Source organism: Arthrobacter sp. fls2-241-R2A-200, from assembly GCF_030209745.1.
Classification (GTDB): domain Bacteria; phylum Actinomycetota; class Actinomycetes; order Actinomycetales; family Micrococcaceae; genus Arthrobacter.
Genome location: NZ_JARVRJ010000017.1, coordinates 73,761 through 94,622 on the forward strand (window position 1 = coordinate 73,761; position 20,862 = coordinate 94,622).

The following is a 20,862-nucleotide window of genomic DNA, read 5'->3' on the forward strand; positions in this document are numbered from 1 at the left end:
TACCTCGTGTATTTCGCGATTGATCGTCGGGTGGAGTTCGTGAGGGAAGAACGTGTCTATTGTCCCCGATGGAGGGCGGAAAGCCGTTCAATCATGGTTAGCCGGTCGGGTTTCCCATTGGGCAGCATCAGCAATTCCCTGTCCACGCACGCGGTCTTGGGCGCCAGGACGCCCAGCAAGTGCTCCCGCTGTGACATGACACGCTGCAGTCCTTCTTCGCTGGGGTCGTCCAGGGCCAAGTAGGCTGCAACGGCTTGCCCCCACTGCCGGGAGGGGACGCCGGCAACGAAAGCCGCTTTGACGCCGTCGAGCGTTTCCAGCTTGCTTTGGATGTACGCGGCGGAGCCTTTGACGCCGCCCGTGATGATGACGTCGTCCGCGCGGCCCAAGACCGTGAGCTTGCCGTCGTCGGACAATTCGCCGAGGTCGCCGGTCACGTACCAGCGGATACCGTCTTCTTCGAAGAACGCTTGGGCTGAGGCCTCGGCATCGAGGTAGCCCGCAGCCACGGTGTCTCCGCCGAGCAGGACACGGCCCGCCAACTCACCGGCCCCAATGCGCACCTCGACGCCGTCCAGCGGCGTGCCGTCGTAGACGCAACCGCCGCAGGTTTCGGCCGAGCCGTAGGTGGTCACCACCGTCAGGCCTGCGTCCCGGGCAGCGGCACGGAGCGCCGGGGTGGCAGGTGCGCCGCCCAGGAGGATTGCGTTGAAGCGTCGCAGGACGGCGAGGGTTGCTGGAGCGGGAGAATCGAGGAGACGTTGCAATTGCGTCGGAACCAAGGACGTGAAACGGATCTTGTCGGTGAGTTCCTCTGCCGCGGCCGTGAAAGCCTCAGGAGTGAAGCCGTTCGACTGGTCCATTACCCACGGGCGGGTTCCGGCGTAGAGCGACCTGACCAGCACCTGGATACCGGCCACGAACTGCAGGGGCAAGGCCAGTAGCCACTGCCCTTCGCCGCGGAGCGCCATGGCGGTGGCCACGGATGACGCCGCAAGGGCGTCCACAGTCAGGATGGTTGCCTTCGGAGTCCCTGTGGATCCGGAGGTGCGGACCACGACGGCGGCATCCTCGACTCCCGTTTCCACCGGGACTGCCGTGGGCTGGCCGTTTGCGCTAACAGTTATTTCGACGGCGGGGCCCTCGCCCTCCAAGGCTGCTGCGAGTGCTTTGAGTACGGGCTCGATGTCCACGAGGCGTCCTAGAAGTAGTAGGGGAAGCTGGACCAGTCGGGGTCGCGCTTCTGGAGGAATGCTTCCTTGCCTTCCACGGCTTCGTCCGTCATATATGCCAGCCGGGTGGCTTCGCCGGCGAATACCTGCTGCCCGGCCAGTCCGTCATCGGCCAGGTTGAACGCGAATTTGAGCATGCGGATGGCCTGCGGGGACTGTCGGGCAATGTCGGCCGCGTACTCGAGCGCCACCTCTTCGAGGCGCTCGTGGTCTACAGCCTCGTTGACTGCGCCCATGCGGACCATGTCCTCGGCGGAGTACTCGCGTGCAAGGAAGAAGATCTCCCGCGCTGCCTTCTGCCCGATTTGCCGGGCCAGCAGCGCCGAGCCGTATCCGGCGTCGAAACTTCCCACGGTGGCGTCGGTCTGCTTGAACTTGCCGTGCTGGCGCGACGCAATGGTGAGGTCGCTGACCACGTGCAGGGAATGGCCGCCACCAGCCGCCCAGCCGTTCACCACGGCGATGACTACCTTGGGCATGGTGCGCATGAGGCGCTGGACTTCCAGGATGTGGAGCCGGCCGGCGCGGGCAGGGTCGATAAATTCTGCGGAATCACCGGCGGCGCCCTCTACCTGGTAGCGGTATCCATCCCGGCCACGGATGCGCTGATCCCCTCCGGAACAGAACGAGTGGCCGCCGTCCTTCCCGGACGGGCCGTTGCCCGTGAGCAGGACCGTCGCGACGTCGGGCGTCATGCGGGCGTGGTCCATGGCGCGGTAAAGCTCGTCCACCGTGCCGGGACGGAAGGCGTTCCGAACTTCCGGCCGGTTGAACGCGATCCGGACCGTCGGCAGGTCCTTGACGATCGCTCCCGCCGCATCACGTTCCACCTGCCGGTGGTAGGTCATGTCCTTGAAGTCGTCAAAGCCGGACACTGTGCGCCAGCGGACGGGGTCAAAGATGTCAGAAACCTTGGCAGGCAGATCGTTGTTCACAGTCCGAGTCTAGTAATGGCCTCAGCTGATGCAGAACTCGTTGCCTTCAGGGTCCGCCATGGTGTGCCACTCATGCGGCCCCTGCCTGGCCGTCCAGAGGTAGGTGGCGCCCCGGTCCTCAAGCTGTTTGCGGACCGCGTCCTTGTCCCGGCCATCGAGCCGGACGTCCCAGTGCACCCGGTTCTTGACGGACTTTTCGGCGGCATCCACTTGGAACAGGATCCGCCGGCCCTCCTTCTGGCCCAGCTCCCCAGCGGGCACGATCGCGCAGCCATCGGCCCACACGAGTTTTCCCTTGTGGGTGGTGGCCTGATCTTCAGTTGCGAAGCCTTGCTCGATCATGGACCGGATGGTGGACTCGGACTGCGGCTCTACCTGCCATTGAAGGGTCTCCGCCCACCAATCGGCGAGGGCGTGGGGGTCCTTGCAATCGACTACTACTTGGATGTTCAGTGCCATGCTTATGAGGCTAAGCGTGCGGGTGGGCGGCTGGGTAGGCCTCCGGGCTCAGTGGGGGAGGAGTTGCGCGGGGACGGCGTAGATCAGGATTACCGCCAAGAGGTTTTTTGTGGCGTGGACAAAGTACGAGAACATCAGATTCTTTCCTGTCCACACGTAGACCGCCACCAGGATGATGCCCATGCCCAGGTACGGAGCCAGGGCTGAAAGTACCAACCCCTCCCTGCCCACAACATGGATCGAGGCAAAGAGGAACACGGAGAGCGCGCAGCAGATCCAGATATTGACGTGTCGCGACAGCTTACCGATCACAAGGTGCCGGAAAAGGTACTCCTCCACGAACGGCCCCAGCACCACCAGCAGCGGAACCATCAGCCACGCAGGCACGTGCTGCAGCAGGCCCTGGATCCCCAACTGGTTTTCCGAGCTTTGTGCCGAGCCGAATGCTGCCATCAGGAAAGCCGTGAGAATGAGCATCACAACGATGGCTAATGGCACCATCCCCAGCGTGAACCACGGCCGCGTGCCCAGGATCCTGAAGTCGCGGCCCACCACGCGCCAAGCAGAGATGATGGCGAAGAGCCCGACGACGGCATAGAACACCGCATTGACCGCATATGCCGCTGTGGCCGGGTCCGGGAACACGTGCAGCATCAGCGGTCTCAGCGACTCGCCTGCCAGCGTGAAATAGACCGTGAAGCCCACGTAGGCGGCCACGGCAACGGCATCGAAGGCATTGAATTTGTACAGATGCGCCTTGGTTGGCCGCGCGTTGGTCGAAATGGTGCCCATAGGACCAGCGTAGCTTTGCTTGGCAGCCCCACGCATGGCCCATCTGTTGCCTGCGTCACGGACCATCCCTAGCCGTCCCGTAAGATAGACGCGTTGCGCGAACGTTCGGTGTTCCGCTGCTTTCGGCCTTCAACGGGGTTTCCAAAGTGGAAAACCTCGAATTATGTGAGCCAAAGCCGCGTGTTTTCCGTCACGTTGGCCGCCCTTAACAGCAACACCCCGACCCGCAAGGAACAGCTGTGCCGCAAAGTACTCCCACAGATCTCAAGAACGCCCCGGTCGCATCCCCGGCCGCCGGTTCCACCCTCAGTGCCGAGGGATATCAGAAGACCCTGGGCCGCCGCCACGTCACCATGATCGCCATGGGTGGCGCAATCGGCGTCGGACTCTTCATGGGTGCCGGTGGCCGCTTGGCCTCTACCGGCCCGGCCCTGATCTTTTCCTACGCCATCGCGGGCGTCATCGCGTACCTCCTGATGCGCGCCCTGGGTGAGCTCATCATGTACCGCCAGACCTCAGGCTCCTTCGTGAGCTACGCGGGCGAAATGTTCGGCAAGAAGGGTGCCTACCTTTCGGGTTGGATGTACTTCATCAACTGGGCCATGACCGGCATCGCCGAACTCATCGCGATCGGACTGTACTTCCAGTTCTTCTTCCCGAACGTGCCCGTTGAACTCTCTGCCATTGCCGCGCTGGTGCTGCTGGTGGCAGTGAACCTGTTCAGCGTCAAGGCGTTCGGCGAGTTCGAATTCTGGGCGTCCTGCCTCAAGGTTGCCGCCATCCTGATCTTCCTTGTGGTGGGTACGTTCATGGTTGTCACCAACGCCCATGTCGGCGCCGGACACGCCTCGGTGGGCAACCTCTTCCAGGGCGACGGCGGCATGTTCCCCAAGGGCGGACTGGTCATGATCCTGGTCCTCAACGCCGTGATCTTCGCTTACAACGCCATCGAACTGGTGGGCATCACCGCAGGCGAAATGGAGAACCCGGAGCGCGAAGTGCCCAAGGCGATCCGCGCCGTCGTCGTTCGTATCGTGATCTTCTACGTCGGTTCGGTGATGCTCCTGGCGATGCTGCTGCCCTCTGACCAGTACCACGCTGGAACATCGCCGTTTGTTACCGTGTTCGGCCAGATGGGCCTCGGCTGGATGGGCGACGTGATGAACATGATCGTCATCACCGCCGCGCTGTCCTCCTGCAACTCCGGGCTTTACTCGATCGGGCGCATCTTCCGGACCATGGCCAATAACGGCCACGCTCCCAAGTGGCTCACCAAGATGTCCACACGGCACGTTCCGTACGCGGCCATCCTCGCGATCGGTGCCGTTTACCTCGTGGGCATCCTGCTAAACATCTGGCTCGGCGGCTCGCACGCGTTCGACCTTGCATTGAACACCGCTTCCATTGGGGTCATCTTCACGTGGGGCTCCATCTTTGCGAGCCAGATCGCGCTCCGGAAGAAGCGCGGCAATGTCTCCACCCTTCCGATGCCCGGTTCGCCGTGGACAAGCTGGGTGGGCCTCGTGGCGCTGCTCGCCATCACGGTGCTCATCGGTTTCGACACCATGACGGACAAGGCTTCCGGCGAGGTCTTCCTGTTGGGTCTCTGGACGCTGGCCACCATCCCCTTCTTTGCCCTCGTGTTGTGGCTGGGCTGGCAGAAGGTCAAGAACAACGAGCCTAAGAGCGAGCTGTTCAGCTAACTTTTCCGTTGTGGGGCCCGCTCTACGCACTAAACCAGGTGTTTGGCGTGTAGAGCGGGCCCCACATGCGTGAGTTGGGGGTGTCGGTGCCCGAGGATAGGGTCGATGCATGGATTACACAAAGGTCGCTGCGCCCAAGATCTCCCCGGTGCGCTTGGAAGAATTGCACGACGACGACGCCCCGGACTTCCAGCGTGGTGAACGGTATGACGGTGTTCGCTTCACCCGAGCCTCCGCGGACGGGGAGGAGTTGAGCGGGGCCGATTTCATCGAGTGCGAGTTCAACGGCGTCTCCTTCAATGAGGCCCAGTTGCGCGGTGCCACCTTCCGTGAGTGTGTCCTTTCCGAGCCGTATGCCCCCGTTTTCGCCGCTGCGCGCACGTCCTGGCAGGACGTTGAGATCAGCAACCCGAGGTGGGGTTCGGCCGAACTTTACGAGGGCAACTGGCGCTCGGTCCGAATCGACGGCGGCAAGCTGGACTACGTGAATCTCCGTGGTTCCAAACTCATCGACGTCCGGATTTCCGATTGCATCATCAGCGAACTGGATCTGGGTGGCTGCACCGGGACACGGATTGCGCTGAAGAACTGCACCATCGGTACCCTTGATGTCACCGGCGCCAAGTTCAAGGACGTGGACCTTCGGACCACGGAATTCCGCGCCGTGAATGGCTTGGCGGGGCTGGCGGGCGTTGTGATCGATGATTACCAGCTGAGCCTCATGGCACCGTTGCTGGCCGGGCACCTGGGGATACGAGTGCTCTGACCTGGGGCTGGGATGTGACGGCACGCTCGCTCACCGCTTCCGAAATAATGATCATTATGCTTACTATCTGTTGGTACTGAGGTACTCAGCTACTTAGGTACCTCGAGCTGTATCCGTCCGTTGAGGGCTGGATGACGAGGGCTGTGACCAGGCATCAGGGTGCCGGATAGGGAGATTCTTATGAGCGTTGAGCGGGAAATGCCTGAACTTTCGGAGGAAGAACTCATGTCCCAAGGGGCAACGGCCCTCCCGGATAAGGAAGTGGCGTCCGTACTGGACTTGAACGCGGACCTGAACCTGGGGATCAGCGCGGCCGCTCCCATCGATCTTGGCGTTGCCGCCAACGCGAACGTCGCAGCACCCATTGATGCCGGTGCGTCCGCCAACGTCCTGTCGTTCGGGTCAGAATCACAGGCCTTGGCACAGCAGGGTGCTCTTATCGATCAGGGCATTACCGGGGATGCCACCGCGCATTCAGTGCAGGACAGCGGAATCGACCAGGGTTCGGGCACCGCCCCTACGGCCTCCCCGGCTCCAGAGTCGCCGGTGCCGACCAGCGACGGGACCGCTGTACCTGCAGCAACCACTGGTACCGAGGCGCTGCCCGGCGCTGGAGTCGTGCCCGGTGCCGGCGCAGTGCCTGCCGGGACAGTAGCGGATGCTGGAACAGCTGCCGCTGGCGCCGCTGGCGCACTGAATGGCAACCTGCTCAACGTCGATGTGAACTTGGATGCCAATGCCGGCATTGCGGCGCCGATCAACGGAGCCGTGGCCGCTAACGCCAATGTCGCAGCCCCGATTGATGCGGCGGTTGGTGCGAACATCGGGTCTATCGACAGCCAAGCAGTCGCCGTTTCCCATCAGGATGCCATTATCAACCAGGACATCCACGGCAATGCGACGTCGTCGGCGGATCAGCAGTCCACCATGAAGCAGTAGCAGCCGGATGAGTCTTGTGAACGGAGGGCCGTCCGGGCAGGACGGCCCTCCGATAGCGCCTGCGCCACATGGGAGCCTGACCATCCCTGTCCGGGCCGACGGCGTTCAGCTCATCGGCGAAACGAAGGGCTCGGGCTACAAAGAAGCCCCATCCCTGGTCCGACGTGCCGACGGCCAGACGATCCAGCTCACGCGGCTGCTGTACCTGATCCTTGAGGCAATTGACGGCCGCCGGGACGTCGACTCCATCGCAGAGCATGCCAGCAACGGCTTCGGAAAATTGGTGAGCCCGGACAATGTCCGGATGCTGATAACGTCCCAGCTCCTGCCGATGGGCCTGCTGCAGCTCGCGGACGGCTCCCAGCCCGAAGTGAGGAAATCGAACCCGCTTCTTGGCATGCGGTTCCGCTACTCCGTCACGGATCCGGAGCGAACACGGAAGCTTACTGCCCCGTTTGCGAGGCTTTTCAATCCGGTAATCGTGGCGGTTATCACGATCGCCTTCCTGGCCTCATGTTGGTGGCTCCTGATGGTCAAGGGCCTCGCCTCGGCTACCCACGAAGCGTTCGCCAACCCGGGCCTGGTCCTTCTCATTTTGGTGGTCACGGTGGTCTCGGCCGGCTTCCACGAATTCGGCCATGCCGCTGCGGCCCGGCGTGGCGGCGCCACTCCCGGGGCGATGGGGACAGGCCTGTACTTGATGTGGCCCGCGTTCTACACCGACGTCACGGATTCCTACCGGTTGGGCCGAGGTGGCCGAATCCGGACCGACCTGGGTGGGCTCTACTTCAATGCCATCGTGGCTGTTGCCATCATGGGCATCTGGTGGGTCACCGGCTACGACGCCCTGTTGCTGGTAGTGGTCACCCAGATCCTGCAGATGGTTCGGCAGTTGATGCCCATGGTCCGCTTCGACGGCTACCACATCCTTGCCGACGCCACCGGCGTTCCGGACCTCTTCCAGCGGATCAAACCCACCCTGCTGGGACTCCTCCCATGGCGAAAAACCGATCCAGAGGCCCAACTCCTCAAGCCTTGGGCGCGCGCCGTCGTGACCATCTGGGTCTTGGTGACCGTTCCCCTGTTGGTATTCAGCATGGCCACCATGCTGCTTACCCTTCCTCGCGTGCTGGCCACTGCCTGGGACAACGGTTGGAAACAGCAGGCCATGCTCTCCCACAGCGCCTCCACGGGGGACTTTGCCGACGTCGCTGTGCGAATCGTCGCGATCCTGTGCATCGCCCTGCCGATTCTGGGCATCTTTTACATCCTGCTCCGCTCCGGACGCCAGTTCCTCACCGGACTTTGGCGAAGGACCAAGGGCAAGTCATTGCAGCGGGGTGTGGCAATGATGGCAATCCTTGCTGTCGTGGCCGGCTTGGCGTGGGCTTGGTGGCCAGGCGCCGATACCTACCGCCCGATCCAGTCTTACGAGCGCGGCACCCTCCTTGATGCCGCAACCGCGATGCTCCCTGCCGCTGCCGTCCAAGGTATGCACGAAGGCCAAACCGGCCAGACGGTTGTGCTCTGGCCAGCCGGTGCCCGCAAACCCACCCGTGACAATCCCCAGCTGAGCATGGTGTTGGTGCCGAGGGAAGCTTCAGCCAAGACAGGCCAGTCTGCCCAAAGTGGCGGCACGCCCGGCACAGTGGCGCCTTCCTGGGTGTTTCCCTTCGACAAACCGGCTCCACCGGCGGATGGGGACAATCAGGCCCTCGCCGTCAACACCACGGACGGCTCAGTGGTCTACGACGTCGCATTCGCATTGGTCTGGGCGGACGATGGCCATGACGTGCTCAACACCAACGGTGCCTACGCTTTCGCCAGCTGCAAAGACTGTGCCGCGGTCGCCGTCGGATTCCAGGTTGTGCTGATCGTTGGGCAGGCGAACGTGATCGTCCCTCAAAACCTCTCGACGGCGGCTAACTACAATTGCGTCCGCTGCCTGACGTACGCCTTGGCCAGCCAGCTCGTACTTACCCTTGACGGTCCGTTGAGCTCGGAGGGGATGTCCAAGCTCACTGCGTTATGGCAGCAAATCGCTGAGTACGGGCGGAACCTGCAAAATGTCCCGCTTTCGGAGATCCAGGGCAAACTGCAAGGGTTCAAGGAACAGATCATCGCTATCATCCGTGCGGAGCCCGGCGCCTCCCCGGCTGGAACCACCGGACCCACAACACCGGCAAATACCTCGCCGGGGGCTACCCAAGCCCCTGAGGTTGCACCCACCGATCCGTCAGCGCCCGTTCAGCAGCCGACGCCTGCATCCAACCCCTCCAGCGTTCCCAGTCCCGCGCCTCCGGCAGACCAGGCACCCGGTCAGGCGCCCGGTCAGGGGCCAATCCAGCCGACCGGGCCGACCCAGCAAGCGGTGACCCCCGAGCCCGTAGCTCCTGCACCTGCGGCGAGCCCCCCACCCGCCACCGCAGCACCGGCGCCGGCAGCACCCGCACCGGCAGCTACTTCTCCCGCGAGCCCGTAGAGTGACCGCGGCTCGCGTGGAAGCCCGTACGGCTTCATCTGTTGACCACTCCGCCTAGCCGTGTAATCTTTATAGAACGAACGGTCGGTATATTATTCCGTGCCGACCCTTTCTTCTGCGAAGGATGTTCCCATGGTCGAGGCTTTTCTGGTTGGCGGCGCACGCACGCCTGTAGGTCGATACGGTGGGGCGCTGTCCGCTGTCCGCCCCGACGATCTTGCAGCTTTGGTGATACGGGAAGCCGTGGCGCGTGCCGGCGTCGACCCTGACGCCATCGACGAGGTGATCCTCGGCAACGCAAACGGCGCAGGTGAGGAGAACCGGAACGTCGCCCGGATGGCAACCATCCTGGCCGGACTTCCCCTCCACATCCCCGGAATCACCGTGAACCGCCTCTGTGCCTCCGGGCTGAGCGCCATCATCATGGCCAGCCACATGATCAAGTCCGGTGCTGCGGACATCGTGGTGGCCGGCGGGGTCGAGTCGATGAGCCGGGCACCGTGGGTCCAGGAGAAGCCAACCACGGCGTTCGCCAAGCCCGGACAGATCTTCGATACTTCCATCGGCTGGCGCTTCGCCAACCCGCTCTTCGCCAAAGGCGAGCTCTCGCGCGACGGCAAGATGACGTATTCCATGCCGGAGACTGCCGAGGAAGTGGCTCGGGTGGACAACATTTCCCGCGAAGACGCCGACGCGTTTGCCGTCAGATCTCATGAGCTCGCCCTTGCGGCCATCGCGGGAGGGCGTTTCAAGGACGAAATAGTTCCCGTCACGGTCAAGACCCGCAAGTCCGAAACCATGGTGGACACCGATGAAGGACCCCGAGAGGGCACCACCATGGAGGTTCTGGCCGGGCTGCGTCCCGTAGTCCCCGGCGGCTCCGTGGTCACGGCCGGCAACTCTTCGACCCTGAACGACGGCGCCTCCGCCATCATCGTCGCGTCCGAAGCTGCGATCAAAAAATTCGGCCTGACACCCCGCGCCCGCATCATCGACGGCGCCTCGGCAGGATGTGAGCCGGAAATCATGGGCATCGGGCCAGTCCCGGCAACGCAGAAAGTCCTTGCCCGCGCCGGTCTCACCGTGGATCAGCTTGGCGCAGTGGAGCTCAACGAAGCTTTCGCCACGCAGTCGCTGGCGAGTATGCGTCGCTTGGGCCTGGACCCGGACATTGTGAATAACGACGGCGGCGCCATCAGTTTGGGCCATCCCCTCGGTTCCAGCGGATCACGCATTGCCATTACGCTGCTGGGCCGGATGGAGCGCGAACTCGGCTCCGCAACGGGACCGAAACTGGGACTGGCCACCATGTGTATCGGCGTGGGACAAGGTACCGCGATGTTGCTGGAAGGCGTGTAATGGCACTGGATCCGGAGGACTTCACCACCCTTGTCCTTGACGACAGGGAGGACCGGCTGACGGTCCTCCTGAACCGCCCCGAAGTGCGCAACGCGATAGACCAAACCATGGTGGATGAGTTGCATATGGTGTGCGCCGAACTCGAACGCAACCCGAAGGTACTTATTATCGCGGGTACCGACGGCGTCTTCGCCTCGGGAGCCGACATCGGACAGCTGCGGGAACGACGCCGGAACGACGCCTTGCAGGGCATCAACTCCACGATCTTCGTCCGTATCGCCAAGCTGCCCATGCCTGTCATCGCCGCCTTGGATGGTTACTGCCTCGGTGGGGGCGCCGAGCTTGCCTATGCCGCAGATTTCCGGATCGGCACCCCGAACGTGCGCATCGGTAACCCTGAAACCGGCCTGGGCATCCTCGCCGCGGCCGGCGCCAGTTGGCGGCTCAAGGAATTGGTGGGGGAGCCGAAGGCCAAGGAGATCCTCCTGGCCGGTGCTGTGTTGCGGGCTGATGAAGCACTCGCCATCCACCTGGTCACCGAAATCCACGAGGCGGCAGAGCTGATGGATGCAGCGCACAGGCTGGCAGACCGGATTGGCCGGCAGGATCCATTGGCAGTCCGGATCACCAAGTCCGTTTTCCATGCCCCGGCCGAATCCCACCCACTGATCGATACCCTGGCCCAAGGCATCCTCTTTGAGTCGCAGGCGAAGTTCGACCGCATGCAGGCGTTCCTCGACAAACGAAACGATAAGAAATCGGCAAAGATGCCGGACATGCCCGCCCAAGACGTGCCCGCCCAGGACATGCCCACCCAGGACAGGACCGAGAAATGACAGCCACTCACAGTATCCCGCACGTCGTCGGAGTCCTCGGCGGTGGGCGGATGGGTGCCGGGATCGCCCACGCGTTCCTCACCAAAGGTGCCACGGTGATGGTGGTCGAGCGCGATCACGAGGCCGCCGCCGGAGCGCAGGCAAGGGTGGCCGACGCCGTCGCCAAGTCCGCTGCCCGCGGCACCTTGAACGAGGCACCCGAAGAGGCGATGGCCCGGTTCAGCACGTCCACCGATTACGCCTCGTTTGTCCATTGCGGGCTCGTGGTGGAGGCAGTGCCGGAGGATTATGAACTGAAGGTCACGGCCCTCAAAGCCGTTGAGACGCACCTTGCCGCCGATGCTTTCTTGGCCTCGAACACATCCTCCCTCTCTGTGACAGGGCTTGCGAACGAACTGCAACGTCCGGCCAATTTTGTTGGTCTGCACTTCTTCAACCCCGTCCCCGCGTCCACCCTCATCGAAGTGGTGCTTGCCAGGGAGACGTCTCCCGAACTCGCTGAAGCGGCGAAAAGCTGGACCGAGGCACTTGGCAAGACCGCCGTCGTCGTCAATGACGCACCGGGCTTCGCCTCATCGAGGCTGGGCGTGGCTATCGCGCTTGAAGCGATGCGGATGGTGGAAGAGGGCGTCGCGTCCGCCGAAGACATCGACGCTGCGATGGTGCTCGGATACAAACACCCCACCGGACCCCTCAAGACCACCGACATAGTAGGGCTGGACGTGCGCCTGGGCATCGCCGAGTACCTGCAGTCCACTTTGGGCGACCGTTTCGCGCCGCCACAGATCCTTCGGGACAAGGTGGCACGCGGGGAGCTGGGGCGCAAGACCGGCAAGGGGTTTTTCGACTGGACGGATTGATGCCCGTGCCGGTTAGGCTTGCCGGGTGACTTCCTTCGAACCCATCACCTTGACCGGAAAATTCGTGACGCTGGAGCCTTTGAGCCAGGAGCATCATGATGACCTCGTGGAGGCCGCCCGCGACGGCGAACTCTGGAAGCTGTGGTACACCTCAGTGCCGACGCCGGAGGGGATGGCCGCCGAGATCGATCGCAGGCTGGGACTGCAGGCAGAAGGTTCCATGCTGCCGTTCGCCACCCGCTCCAACTCAACGGGCAAGCTCATCGGCATGACCACCTACATGAACATCGACGCCGTCACACCCCGCGTGGAAATTGGCTCCACGTGGAACGCGGCATCGGCTCACGGCACAGGAACCAATCCGGACTCGAAGCTGTTGCTCCTGCAGCACGCTTTTGAAGTGCTCGGCTGCCCGGCCGTGGAATTCCGCACCCACTGGTTGAACCATCAGTCGCGCGAGGCTATCGCCCGGCTCGGGGCCAAGCAGGATGGCGTATTGCGCAACCACTCCCGGAGCGCCGATGGTGCACTGCGCGACACGGTGGTTTTCTCGATCCTTGAACACGAGTGGCCCGCGGTGCGCAACGGCTTGGAGTTGCGGCTCAGCTCTCGCCGAGGGGCGGGATCTCGGCGGTAAGTGCGCGTCATAGTCGCGAGAGCTAACCCCTCGGCGAAGCCGCCCGCATGTGCTTAGCTGCTGGTATGACTCCCATGGAAGGGACAAGCCCTTCGCCTGAAAGCGTCCACTGGGACGGTGCCGTCAACGCGTGGCGGATTGCCGGTGATGTGTACAGAATGGGGCGCAGCGAGTGGGTGACCGAGGCCGGTTGGTCGCAAATGTACGACGACGGCGTCCGGACAGTCATCGATCTCCGCACCTCCCGCGAGAGGCGCTCGCGCGATACCGATCCCCAGGTCCCCGCCGATGTGAAGGCCCGCATCGACGTCGTCCATTGCCCCACGGAAGATCCGGACCATAGCCGCTTCAGCGAGTTGTTCGGCCCCTACCTGAAGGATCCGGAGCAGTACGCCGATTACCTCAACCTGTTCGGAGGCAAAGTTGCGGCGGTGTTCAAGGCCATTGCCGCCTCGCCGGGCAAGGTGGTTGTCCATTGTTCTGCCGGGCGGGATCGAAGCGGCGTGATAGCCCTGATCCTGCAGCGCTTGGCGGGCTTCAGCGACGAGGAAATGGTCCATGGCTACGAGTTCGCGGCACGGGGAATCAATGAACGCCACCGCACGCACGGTGCCCCGCACGCCCATGATCCCTATCTGTCGGATGCCGACCTGGGCGCGTTATTGACGCAGCGGCGGGCCAGCCTGCGGGCATTTTTGGGCTCGTTCGATGCCACAGGGTTCCTCGAAGCCAACGGGGTCTCAGCCGCGGAAGTGCAAGCGATCAGAGGTAAGCTCACTACCCGCACTGCTAATATGCAGAACTGATCACAGTTCCCCATTGGAGGACCAGCCATGACCGCAGGCGCCCGCATCACCATCGTGACCCGAACAAAGAATCGGCCCGTCTTCCTCGCACGCGCGCTGGAAGACATCTTTGGGCAGACTTTTCAGGATTTCGAAGTCGTGGTGGTTAACGACGGCGGCGACCCCGGCGACGTCGAACGCGTCATGTCCGCCCGGTCCGACGCCGAACGTGAGCGGATCACCACCTTGCATCACACCGAGTCGGTGGGCATGGAAGCGGCATCGAATGCTGGCCTCAAGGCGGGAACGGGCGAGTTCATCGTGATCCACGATGACGACGATTTCTGGGCTCCCACTTTCCTCGAGCGCACCGTCGCTTACCTGGATGGGCATGCCTCCGATGTCGGGGTCATGGTTCGGACGGAAATCGTCATCGAAGAACTTGTGGGTGAGGCGATCGAAGAGGTCCGCCGCGAGATCTTCTGGGCTGACATGCGGCAGATCACGCTTTCCGACATGCTCAAGATCAACCGGGCCGTCCCCATCTCGTTCCTGTACCGGCGCAGCCTGCATGACGCCGTGGGATATTACAACGAAGACCTTCCCGTGGTGGGGGACTGGGAGTTCCATCTTCGCGTCCTCAGCCACGCCCATGTTGGATTCCTCGACGGCGAACCGCTCGCCTTCTGGTCGCAGCGGCCGGAAGCAGGGGGACACGACGGCAACAGCCTCTTCTCCAAGGCGGCCGATCACGCCCGCTACGACGCCGTGGTGCGCGATGAGTACCTCCGTGAAGGAGTGGCCCGGAACGGCCTAGGCGCCACGCTTTACCTGACCCGGGTGCTGGCCACCCAGGAGGAACTCATCATGGCCCAGCAGCGGCGTCTCGACGAAGCCACTGCGAAGCTTGACCACCTGCTGGATCGGCTGGAGGCGCTGAACCAGACCGTGCTGACACGAACCAGCGTGGGCGAATTCCTGAGGAAGCCCATGCTGCTGGCAAGGAAGCTGGGGAAGCGGAACCAGCAGCCCCGGGACTAGCAGGTCGAGCACTAGCAGCTCGAGCACTAGCCAGTTGCGCTTCCACCTCCCGCCGCTGCGAAAAATTCCTGCTGTACTCCTCCCGGCATTCATGTAGGCTGTCTATATTACCGAACGGCCGGTCAGTAATGTTGGCGCTCGTCAGCAATGACCGTGCCGCTTTCATGTGCCTTGGAAGGACCCGTCGACGATGACCACTACCGCAGTCGCCCCGGAAACCACAGCCGTTGCAACCGTACCCAGTTACGTCCAGGACGCTTGGTGGACCCCCGAACCCGGCGCCAAGACCGTCCCGGTTCGCGATGCGAGCACCGGCAAAGTCCTGGCAAACGTCAGCACCGACGGACTGGACCTTGCCGCCGTCGTGCATTACGGACGCACCACCGGCCAAACTGAACTTGGGAAGTTGACGTTCCATCAACGGGCGCTCAAGCTCAAAGAGCTGGCCATGTACCTGAACGGGCGCCGCGAGGAACTGTACGCGTCCTCCTCCCAGTCGGGTGCCACCAAGATCGACAACATGATCGACATCGACGGCGGTATCGGCGTTTTGTTCACGTTCGGCTCCAAGGGCCGCCGCGAGCTGCCGAACTCGCAGGTTGTGGTGGACGGCCCCATGGAGACGCTGTCCAAGGATGGCTCGTTCGTAGCTGAGCACATTTACACCCGCATTCCCGGCGTCGCTGTGCAGATTAACGCTTTCAACTTCCCCGTCTGGGGCATGCTCGAGAAGTTCGCGCCGTCGTTCCTGGCCGGCGTCCCCACGATCGTGAAGCCGGCCACGCCCACGGGATATGTCGCGGCCGCGGCCGTTAAGGCGATCATCGAATCCGGGATCCTCCCCGCCGGTTCCCTCCAGCTGATTTCCGGCTCCGCCCGGACGTTGCTGGATGAGCTGGACTACCGCGACCTCGTTTCCTTCACGGGTTCTGCCTCAACAGCCAAGTCGCTCAAGTCGCACCCGAACGTAGTCCAGGGGGGTGTCCGGTTCACCTCGGAAACCGATTCGCTCAACGCTGCCATCCTCGGACCCGATGCTGTTCCCGGTACCCCGGAGTTCGACGCTTTCATCAAGGCCGTGGTCACTGAGATGACCGTCAAGGCCGGCCAAAAGTGCACAGCCATCCGCCGCGTCATCGTCCCGCAGGCGTTGACCGCTGACGTCGCCGCCGCCGTCGGCGCCCGCATCAACGAGCGCGTTGTCCTCGGCGACCCGCGGGCCGAGGGCGTCACCATGGGTGCCCTGGCATCCCTGGACCAGCTGGCCGACGTCCGCGCTGCCGTGCAGTCAATGCTCGACGCCGGTGGCGAGCTCGCGTACGGGTCCCTCGATTCGCCGTCGGTCACCTCGGTCGGAGGCGCGGTGGGCGTCGTGGAAGATGGCGCGTTCATGTCGCCGGTACTCCTGAGCTGGTCGGATGCCGAGGCCGAAGAAGTGCACTCACTCGAGGCTTTCGGGCCGGTTTCCTCCGTGATCGGGTACTCGGACCTTGCTGATGCCATCCGCCTAGCAGCCCGCGGATCAGGGTCACTCGTGGCCTCGGTATGCACAAACGATCCTGCCGTAGCCCGGGAGTTGGTGCTGGGAATCGCGGCTCACCACGGCCGTGTCCACATGCTCAACCGCGAGGACGCCCGGTCCTCAACGGGGCACGGTTCTCCCGTTCCGCACCTGGTCCACGGTGGCCCCGGCCGGGCAGGTGGCGGAGAGGAGCTGGGCGGAATCCGCTCGGTCCTGCACCACATGCAACGAACCGCCATCCAGGGTTCCCCCAACATGTTGACGGCCGTCACCGGCGTCTGGCACACCGGGGCCGACCGCAACTTCACTGTGGAGACAGAAGGGGAGCACCCGTTCCGGAAGCACCTTTCCACGCTCCGCATCGGTGACGCAGTCCGTTCAGAGCTGCGCGAGGTCAAGCTTGAGGACATCACAGCCTTCGCGAATTCCACGGGGGACACGTTCTACGCGCACACCAACCAGGAAGCCGCCGAGGCCAACCCGTTCTTCCCTGGGATTGTGGCCCACGGCTACCTCCTGCTGAGCTGGGCGGCCGGGCTGTTCGTTGAGCCGGCGCCGGGCCCCGTGCTGGCCAATTACGGCCTGGAGAACCTGCGGTTCATCACCCCTGTTGCGGCCGGCGACTCCATCCGCGTGACGCTGACGGCCAAGAAGATCACCCCCCGCGAAACGGATGAGTACGGCGAAGTGGCCTGGGATGCCGTCCTGACTAACCAGAACGACGAAATCGTGGCGACGTACGACGTCCTGACCCTCGTGGAGAAGTAGCCTCCGCTGAACTGATCCCAGGAACTGATCCCCGTAACGACGAAACGCTTCTCCACATGGTGGGGAAGCGTTTCGTGTTTGTGGCGACTTTGGAGGGATCTCACGACGGTGGGACGTGGTGGTCTGCTATCTCAGGAAAAGATCGCTGAGCCATCGAAGAGTGATCTGTAGGGACTCGGGATCGAGATGGGTGTTCTCATCGTTGTAGCCGTTGCCGGGCGTGGAGGCCACTTCAGCCGGGGACCGGTGATCTTCCTTGAAGACATGGTTTGCGTTCTGTGGGAACGCAAACGTTACGTTCGCCATGCCCGTTGCTGCCGCCCGCAACGGGTCGCCGTCGGCGTGTTGATCTATCTGAAGGTCCCGGCCGCCGATGAGGGCCAGTGTGGGCACCTTAACGGCCGACAAAGAATCCGCGGCGTTCTCCATCCATAGCTCGCGAGCGAGTGGGAGATTTGCCGGTGCCTCGAAGCTGGACAGCACCATCCGGACGTTTTCCGGCAGGCGAGGGTCTAGATCCATCGGCTGTCCGGCCTCATATCGAGTTGCGGCGGCGCGCACGAGAGCAAAAAGCTCGTCCCCATTAGGGACCTGGGCGGCCATGAGGGCCAGCTGCGACAGCAACACTTCCCTTCCGGAGCGTCCGGGCGGAGCAGCGAGCACGATGCCGGCAAAGGGGATTGCCTGGGGACTGGTCACGTAGTGGAGGATGTGCAGCGCACCTTCACTACTGCCTAGGCCGGCGATACGAGACGAGTCAACGAACTCTTCCGCAGCGAGTACCTGCACGGCGGCAACCAGTTCGTCCAAATGAGATTGCATGCTGAGTCGCCCGATCAGCGCGGCGGCGTTCTCCAGACCGTGAGGTCCAGAAACGCGTTTGTCATAGCGCAACGAGGCGATGCCAGCTTCGGCGAATGCTTCAGCCAGCAGGCGACCGCTACCGTTCGCCCCTGGCAGCAGGGGGGAGCGCCAGTCCCGGTCCGTGGGACCACTGCCGGCGACGAGAACCACCGCGGGAAAGGGGCCACTGCCGGCGGGCCGCAGTAGCGTCCCGCGCATCGCGATCCCGTCCAAGTTCCACGTAGCCTCGGCGGCCGTGAAGGATGCTCCCATACTTGAACATGTTACAACTAGTGCCATCTTCGCTTCCGGCTGGAAATAGTTTGTCTACAGCCAGGCGAAGAGAGAATCAGACGGCGGTGTGGAGCCCGTCGAAGGCCATGGTGATGAGGTCGTCCGCCAGTTTCTCCGGGGACAGGGAACCGCCGGGCTTGTACCACTCAACGATCGAGTTGATAGTGCCAAACAGCAGGCGGGTCACGGTGCGGGGATCGATATCCTGGCGCAGCGAGCCGTCCTCGCGCGCGGCCGAGATCAACTCAGCGACCTTGTGGTCGAACGCGCGGCGGCGTTCCAAGGCGTCGCGCTCAATCTCCGTGTTGCCGCGCAGGCGAAGCAGCAACGTCACGAACGGCAGCCGGTCCACAAGCACCGCGATTGTTTGCCGAAGCACGAACTCGAGCCGGGCGTCTGCAGGACCCGACGTGGCAGCCGGCTCCTCCAGGATGGCTTCCAGGCCGCCCAACGCGTGGTCCAAGGCGAGCTTGAGGAGATCGCCCTTGGACGGAACGTGGTGATAAATGGCCGACTTGGAGATCCCGAGGTTCTCAGCCAAGATGCCCATGGACGTCGCGTCGTACCCGTGGCGGTTGAAGACGTCGACGGCGATGCGGAGCACCGACTGCTGGTCATAACCGGGCCGGCCGCGCTTGGTGGTGGTCTCAGTAGGCATGCTGGCATTTTCTCATGATCTCAGCGAGCGGAAGCCGCTCAGCCCTTGGGGCGCAGGTCGTAGATGCGGCGCAGCTTGCCGTTGGAACGCTCGAGGGAACCGGGATCCACTACTTCCACCACGCAAGAGGACCCTACATGGATCTTGATTTGCTCACGCAAGGTGCGTGCCGCCGTCGTGCTTGATTCAGCGGACACGGACTCGCGGCGTTCAATGCGTACCGTGAGTGAATCCATCCGCTTGCCCTCGGGGCGGGTGAGCTCGAGTTGGAAGTGGGGGCTCAGTTCCGGGATGCGGAGCGCGATTTCTTCGATCTGGGATGGGAACAGGTTCACGCCGCGGAGGATGATCATGTCATCGCTGCGGCCGGTGATGCGGCCCATGCGGCGGTGTGCCGGACGGGCAGTGCCGGGGAGCAGGCGGGTCAGGTCCTTGGTGCGGTAGCGGATGATCGGCAGCGCTTCCTTCGTCAACGACGTGAAGACGAGTTCGCCGGGTTCGCCGTCGCCCAAGACTGAGCTTTCGCCCCGCGAGGGGTCGAAGGGGTCGATGATTTCGGGGCGGAAGTGGTCCTCCCAAATGTGGCAGCCGTCCTGCGTTTCAACAGCTTCGCCGGCAACGCCCGGGCCCATCACCTCAGAAAGGCCGTAAATGTCCGAGGCCTTGATGTTCATGGTGACTTCGAGTTCGTGCCGCATCTCCTCGGTCCACGGCTCGGCGCCGAGGACTGCGTATTTCAGCGAGGTGGACGTGGGGTCGATGCCTTGGTGGGCCATGGCGTCCGCGATGGTCAGCAGGTAGGTCGGAGTGGCCAGGATCGCGTCCGGCTTGAAGTCCTGGATGAGTTGGATCTGGCGCTCGGTTTGGCCGCCGGAGATCGGGATGACGGTGCAGCCGAGTGCTTCAGCGCCGGCGTGGGCGCCGAGGCCGCCGGTGAACAGCCCGTAGCCGTAGGCATTGTGGACCTTCATTCCGGGGCGGACGCCCGAGGCACGGAAGGACCGTGCCACCAGGGTTGCCCAGGTAGCGAGGTCGTTCTTGGTGTAACCAACCACTGTGGGACGGCCGGTGGTTCCGGAACTGGCGTGGATGCGTGCAACCTGGTCCTGCGGTACGGCGAACATGCCGAAGGGGTACTCCAGGCGGAGGTCTTCCTTGGTGGTGTACGGGAACTTGCCGAGGTCGCTGAGTTCCTTCAAGTCGGTGGGGTGCACACCGGCGTCGTCGAATTTGCGCTTGTACAGCGGGACGCGATCGTAGGCGTAGGCCACTGTGTGCTGCAGCCGGCTCAGCTGGAGGGCCTCGAGTTCGTCGCGGGAGATGGTTTCTTCGCGGTCCAGGACGGGTGCACTGTCTTTGGAGGTGGAGCCGGAAGGTGCGGCCACGGTGTTCTGGGTCATCTGGGTTCCTACTTCTTGGAGATGGTGCGGCTGCGTCCACGAAACTCGGCGATGAGTTCCCCGGGGGTACCGTCTGGAGTGGTGCCGGGCGAGGCGGCGTAAATCTGGATGTCGTAAAGCCCGCTTCGGCCGGCACTGGCGCGGCGATTGGCGACGGCGGTGATCGCTTGGCCTCGGAACGCCGGCTTGATGAAGTTAATGTCGACGCCGGACGCCACTGTGATGGTGGAGGATTCATCGGGGGTGGGGTTCGCCGGGTTGCAGGCCAAGGCGAAGGCCGTGTCACCGAAAGCGAAGATCATTCCGCCGTGTGCCATGCCGAAACCGTTGAGCATCTCTTGGCGGAGCGTCATGCGGATGGTGGCGTGGCCGTCGTCGATCTTGAGGACCTCGATCCCCATCCATTCCGACGCGGGGTCGTTGGCCAGGATGTGGTGCGATGCACCGGAAAGGGTTGTTTCCACCATGCGTCATTGCCTCCAGCTTTATTTACCGAATGTTCATTAGGTAATCCCAGATCGCTTGAACTGTCAAGACTGGACCAAGTTCCG

Annotated in this window: 19 protein-coding genes; 11 read left to right on the forward strand and 8 right to left on the reverse strand. The window is 63.2% G+C overall.

Annotated features, from left to right (window positions below):
* Positions 1 to 56: 56 nt before the first annotated feature.
* From QRN42_RS16130 to QRN42_RS16145, 4 genes are read right to left on the reverse strand one after another with little or no spacing between them, the layout of a single operon-like run.
* A complete protein-coding gene (locus tag QRN42_RS16130) occupies positions 57 to 1,193 on the reverse strand; it encodes an AMP-binding protein (protein WP_284980151.1) in 1,137 nt (378 codons plus the stop codon).
* Between the two features lie 8 nt (positions 1,194 to 1,201).
* A complete protein-coding gene (locus QRN42_RS16135) occupies positions 1,202 to 2,167 on the reverse strand; it encodes a 1,4-dihydroxy-2-naphthoyl-CoA synthase (RefSeq protein WP_284980152.1) in 966 nt (321 codons plus the stop codon).
* 21 nt (positions 2,168 to 2,188) lie between these two features.
* Positions 2,189 to 2,626, reverse strand: coding sequence for a VOC family protein (locus QRN42_RS16140; protein ID WP_284980153.1), 438 nt, complete (start codon positions 2,624 to 2,626; stop codon positions 2,189 to 2,191).
* Between the two features lie 48 nt (positions 2,627 to 2,674).
* Positions 2,675 to 3,418, reverse strand: coding sequence for a CPBP family intramembrane glutamic endopeptidase (locus tag QRN42_RS16145; protein ID WP_284980154.1), 744 nt, complete (start codon positions 3,416 to 3,418; stop codon positions 2,675 to 2,677).
* Between the two features lie 239 nt (positions 3,419 to 3,657).
* Here QRN42_RS16145 and QRN42_RS16150 point away from each other — a divergent pair, with 239 nt between their 5' ends.
* The 11 genes from QRN42_RS16150 (at position 3,658) to paaZ (ending at position 17,116) form a co-directional block, all read left to right on the forward strand.
* A complete protein-coding gene (locus QRN42_RS16150; protein ID WP_284980155.1) occupies positions 3,658 to 5,121 on the forward strand; it encodes an amino acid permease in 1,464 nt (487 codons plus the stop codon).
* Positions 5,122 to 5,230: 109 nt separating this feature from the next.
* The gene (locus QRN42_RS16155; RefSeq protein ID WP_284980156.1) at positions 5,231 to 5,887 is read left to right on the forward strand and encodes a pentapeptide repeat-containing protein; all 657 of its coding nucleotides are present in this window, start codon (positions 5,231 to 5,233) and stop codon (positions 5,885 to 5,887) included.
* Between the two features lie 180 nt (positions 5,888 to 6,067).
* Entirely contained in the window at positions 6,068 to 6,826 is a 759-nt protein-coding gene (locus QRN42_RS16160) for a peptidoglycan-binding protein (protein ID WP_284980157.1), read from the forward strand.
* Positions 6,827 to 6,833: 7 nt separating this feature from the next.
* Positions 6,834 to 9,308, forward strand: a complete 2,475-nt coding sequence (locus QRN42_RS16165; RefSeq protein WP_284980158.1) for a hypothetical protein — start codon at positions 6,834 to 6,836, stop codon at positions 9,306 to 9,308.
* Positions 9,309 to 9,440: 132 nt separating this feature from the next.
* The gene (locus tag QRN42_RS16170) at positions 9,441 to 10,667 is read left to right on the forward strand and encodes a thiolase family protein (RefSeq protein ID WP_284980159.1); all 1,227 of its coding nucleotides are present in this window, start codon (positions 9,441 to 9,443) and stop codon (positions 10,665 to 10,667) included.
* On the forward strand, positions 10,667 to 11,503 hold the full coding sequence (locus QRN42_RS16175) for an enoyl-CoA hydratase/isomerase family protein (RefSeq protein WP_284980160.1): 837 nt from the start codon (positions 10,667 to 10,669) through the stop codon (positions 11,501 to 11,503). Before QRN42_RS16170 ends, QRN42_RS16175 begins: the two co-directional genes overlap by 1 nt.
* Complete coding sequence (locus QRN42_RS16180; RefSeq protein ID WP_284980161.1) at positions 11,500 to 12,363, forward strand: 3-hydroxyacyl-CoA dehydrogenase family protein; 864 nt, start codon at positions 11,500 to 11,502, stop codon at positions 12,361 to 12,363. The genes QRN42_RS16175 and QRN42_RS16180 overlap by 4 nt, the downstream gene beginning before the upstream one ends.
* A 25-nt stretch (positions 12,364 to 12,388) precedes the next feature.
* Positions 12,389 to 13,000 carry a GNAT family N-acetyltransferase gene (locus QRN42_RS16185; protein ID WP_284980162.1) on the forward strand — a complete coding sequence of 204 codons (612 nt, stop codon included), beginning with the start codon at positions 12,389 to 12,391 and terminating at the stop codon, positions 12,998 to 13,000.
* A 74-nt stretch (positions 13,001 to 13,074) separates the two neighbouring features.
* Positions 13,075 to 13,806, forward strand: coding sequence for a tyrosine-protein phosphatase (locus tag QRN42_RS16190; protein ID WP_284980306.1), 732 nt, complete (start codon positions 13,075 to 13,077; stop codon positions 13,804 to 13,806).
* Between the two features lie 27 nt (positions 13,807 to 13,833).
* Entirely contained in the window at positions 13,834 to 14,826 is a 993-nt protein-coding gene (locus QRN42_RS16195) for a glycosyltransferase family 2 protein (protein WP_284980163.1), read from the forward strand.
* A 190-nt stretch (positions 14,827 to 15,016) separates the two neighbouring features.
* Entirely contained in the window at positions 15,017 to 17,116 is a 2,100-nt protein-coding gene (gene paaZ / locus QRN42_RS16200; RefSeq protein WP_284980164.1) for a phenylacetic acid degradation bifunctional protein PaaZ, read from the forward strand.
* 126 nt (positions 17,117 to 17,242) lie between these two features.
* Here paaZ and QRN42_RS16205 read toward each other — a convergent pair whose 3' ends face one another.
* The 4 genes from QRN42_RS16205 to QRN42_RS16220 all read right to left on the reverse strand — a co-directional run bounded on the left by QRN42_RS16205 (position 17,243) and on the right by QRN42_RS16220 (position 20,778).
* Positions 17,243 to 18,232, reverse strand: coding sequence for an alpha/beta hydrolase family protein (locus QRN42_RS16205; protein ID WP_284980165.1), 990 nt, complete (start codon positions 18,230 to 18,232; stop codon positions 17,243 to 17,245).
* A 76-nt stretch (positions 18,233 to 18,308) separates the two neighbouring features.
* Positions 18,309 to 18,911: a TetR/AcrR family transcriptional regulator gene (locus tag QRN42_RS16210; protein ID WP_284980166.1), complete on the reverse strand. Its 603-nt coding sequence runs from the start codon at positions 18,909 to 18,911 to the stop codon at positions 18,309 to 18,311.
* Positions 18,912 to 18,949: 38 nt separating this feature from the next.
* Positions 18,950 to 20,311, reverse strand: coding sequence for a phenylacetate--CoA ligase PaaK (paaK, locus tag QRN42_RS16215; RefSeq protein WP_284980167.1), 1,362 nt, complete (start codon positions 20,309 to 20,311; stop codon positions 18,950 to 18,952).
* 8 nt (positions 20,312 to 20,319) lie between these two features.
* On the reverse strand, positions 20,320 to 20,778 hold the full coding sequence (locus QRN42_RS16220; RefSeq protein ID WP_284980168.1) for a hotdog fold thioesterase: 459 nt from the start codon (positions 20,776 to 20,778) through the stop codon (positions 20,320 to 20,322).
* Positions 20,779 to 20,862: the final 84 nt, after the last annotated feature.

Excerpts from the sequence above, each read along its gene's own strand:
- QRN42_RS16140 (WP_284980153.1), bottom strand. The coding sequence starts at position 2,626 with ATGGCACTGAACATCCAAGTAGTAGTCGATTGCAAGGACCCCCACGCC.
- QRN42_RS16145 (WP_284980154.1), bottom strand. The coding sequence starts at position 3,418 with ATGGGCACCATTTCGACCAACGCGCGGCCAACCAAGGCGCATCTGTAC.
- QRN42_RS16155 (WP_284980156.1), top strand. The coding sequence starts at position 5,231 with ATGGATTACACAAAGGTCGCTGCGCCCAAGATCTCCCCGGTGCGCTTG.
- QRN42_RS16160 (WP_284980157.1), top strand. The coding sequence starts at position 6,068 with ATGAGCGTTGAGCGGGAAATGCCTGAACTTTCGGAGGAAGAACTCATG.
- QRN42_RS16165 (WP_284980158.1), top strand. The coding sequence starts at position 6,834 with ATGAGTCTTGTGAACGGAGGGCCGTCCGGGCAGGACGGCCCTCCGATA.
- QRN42_RS16170 (WP_284980159.1), top strand. The coding sequence starts at position 9,441 with ATGGTCGAGGCTTTTCTGGTTGGCGGCGCACGCACGCCTGTAGGTCGA.
- QRN42_RS16175 (WP_284980160.1), top strand. The coding sequence starts at position 10,667 with ATGGCACTGGATCCGGAGGACTTCACCACCCTTGTCCTTGACGACAGG.
- QRN42_RS16180 (WP_284980161.1), top strand. The coding sequence starts at position 11,500 with ATGACAGCCACTCACAGTATCCCGCACGTCGTCGGAGTCCTCGGCGGT.
- QRN42_RS16190 (WP_284980306.1), top strand. The coding sequence starts at position 13,075 with ATGGAAGGGACAAGCCCTTCGCCTGAAAGCGTCCACTGGGACGGTGCC.
- QRN42_RS16195 (WP_284980163.1), top strand. The coding sequence starts at position 13,834 with ATGACCGCAGGCGCCCGCATCACCATCGTGACCCGAACAAAGAATCGG.
- paaZ (WP_284980164.1), top strand. The coding sequence starts at position 15,017 with ATGACCACTACCGCAGTCGCCCCGGAAACCACAGCCGTTGCAACCGTA.
- QRN42_RS16205 (WP_284980165.1), bottom strand. The coding sequence starts at position 18,232 with ATGGGAGCATCCTTCACGGCCGCCGAGGCTACGTGGAACTTGGACGGG.
- QRN42_RS16210 (WP_284980166.1), bottom strand. The coding sequence starts at position 18,911 with ATGCCTACTGAGACCACCACCAAGCGCGGCCGGCCCGGTTATGACCAG.
- paaK (WP_284980167.1), bottom strand. The coding sequence starts at position 20,311 with ATGACCCAGAACACCGTGGCCGCACCTTCCGGCTCCACCTCCAAAGAC.
- QRN42_RS16220 (WP_284980168.1), bottom strand. The coding sequence starts at position 20,778 with ATGGTGGAAACAACCCTTTCCGGTGCATCGCACCACATCCTGGCCAAC.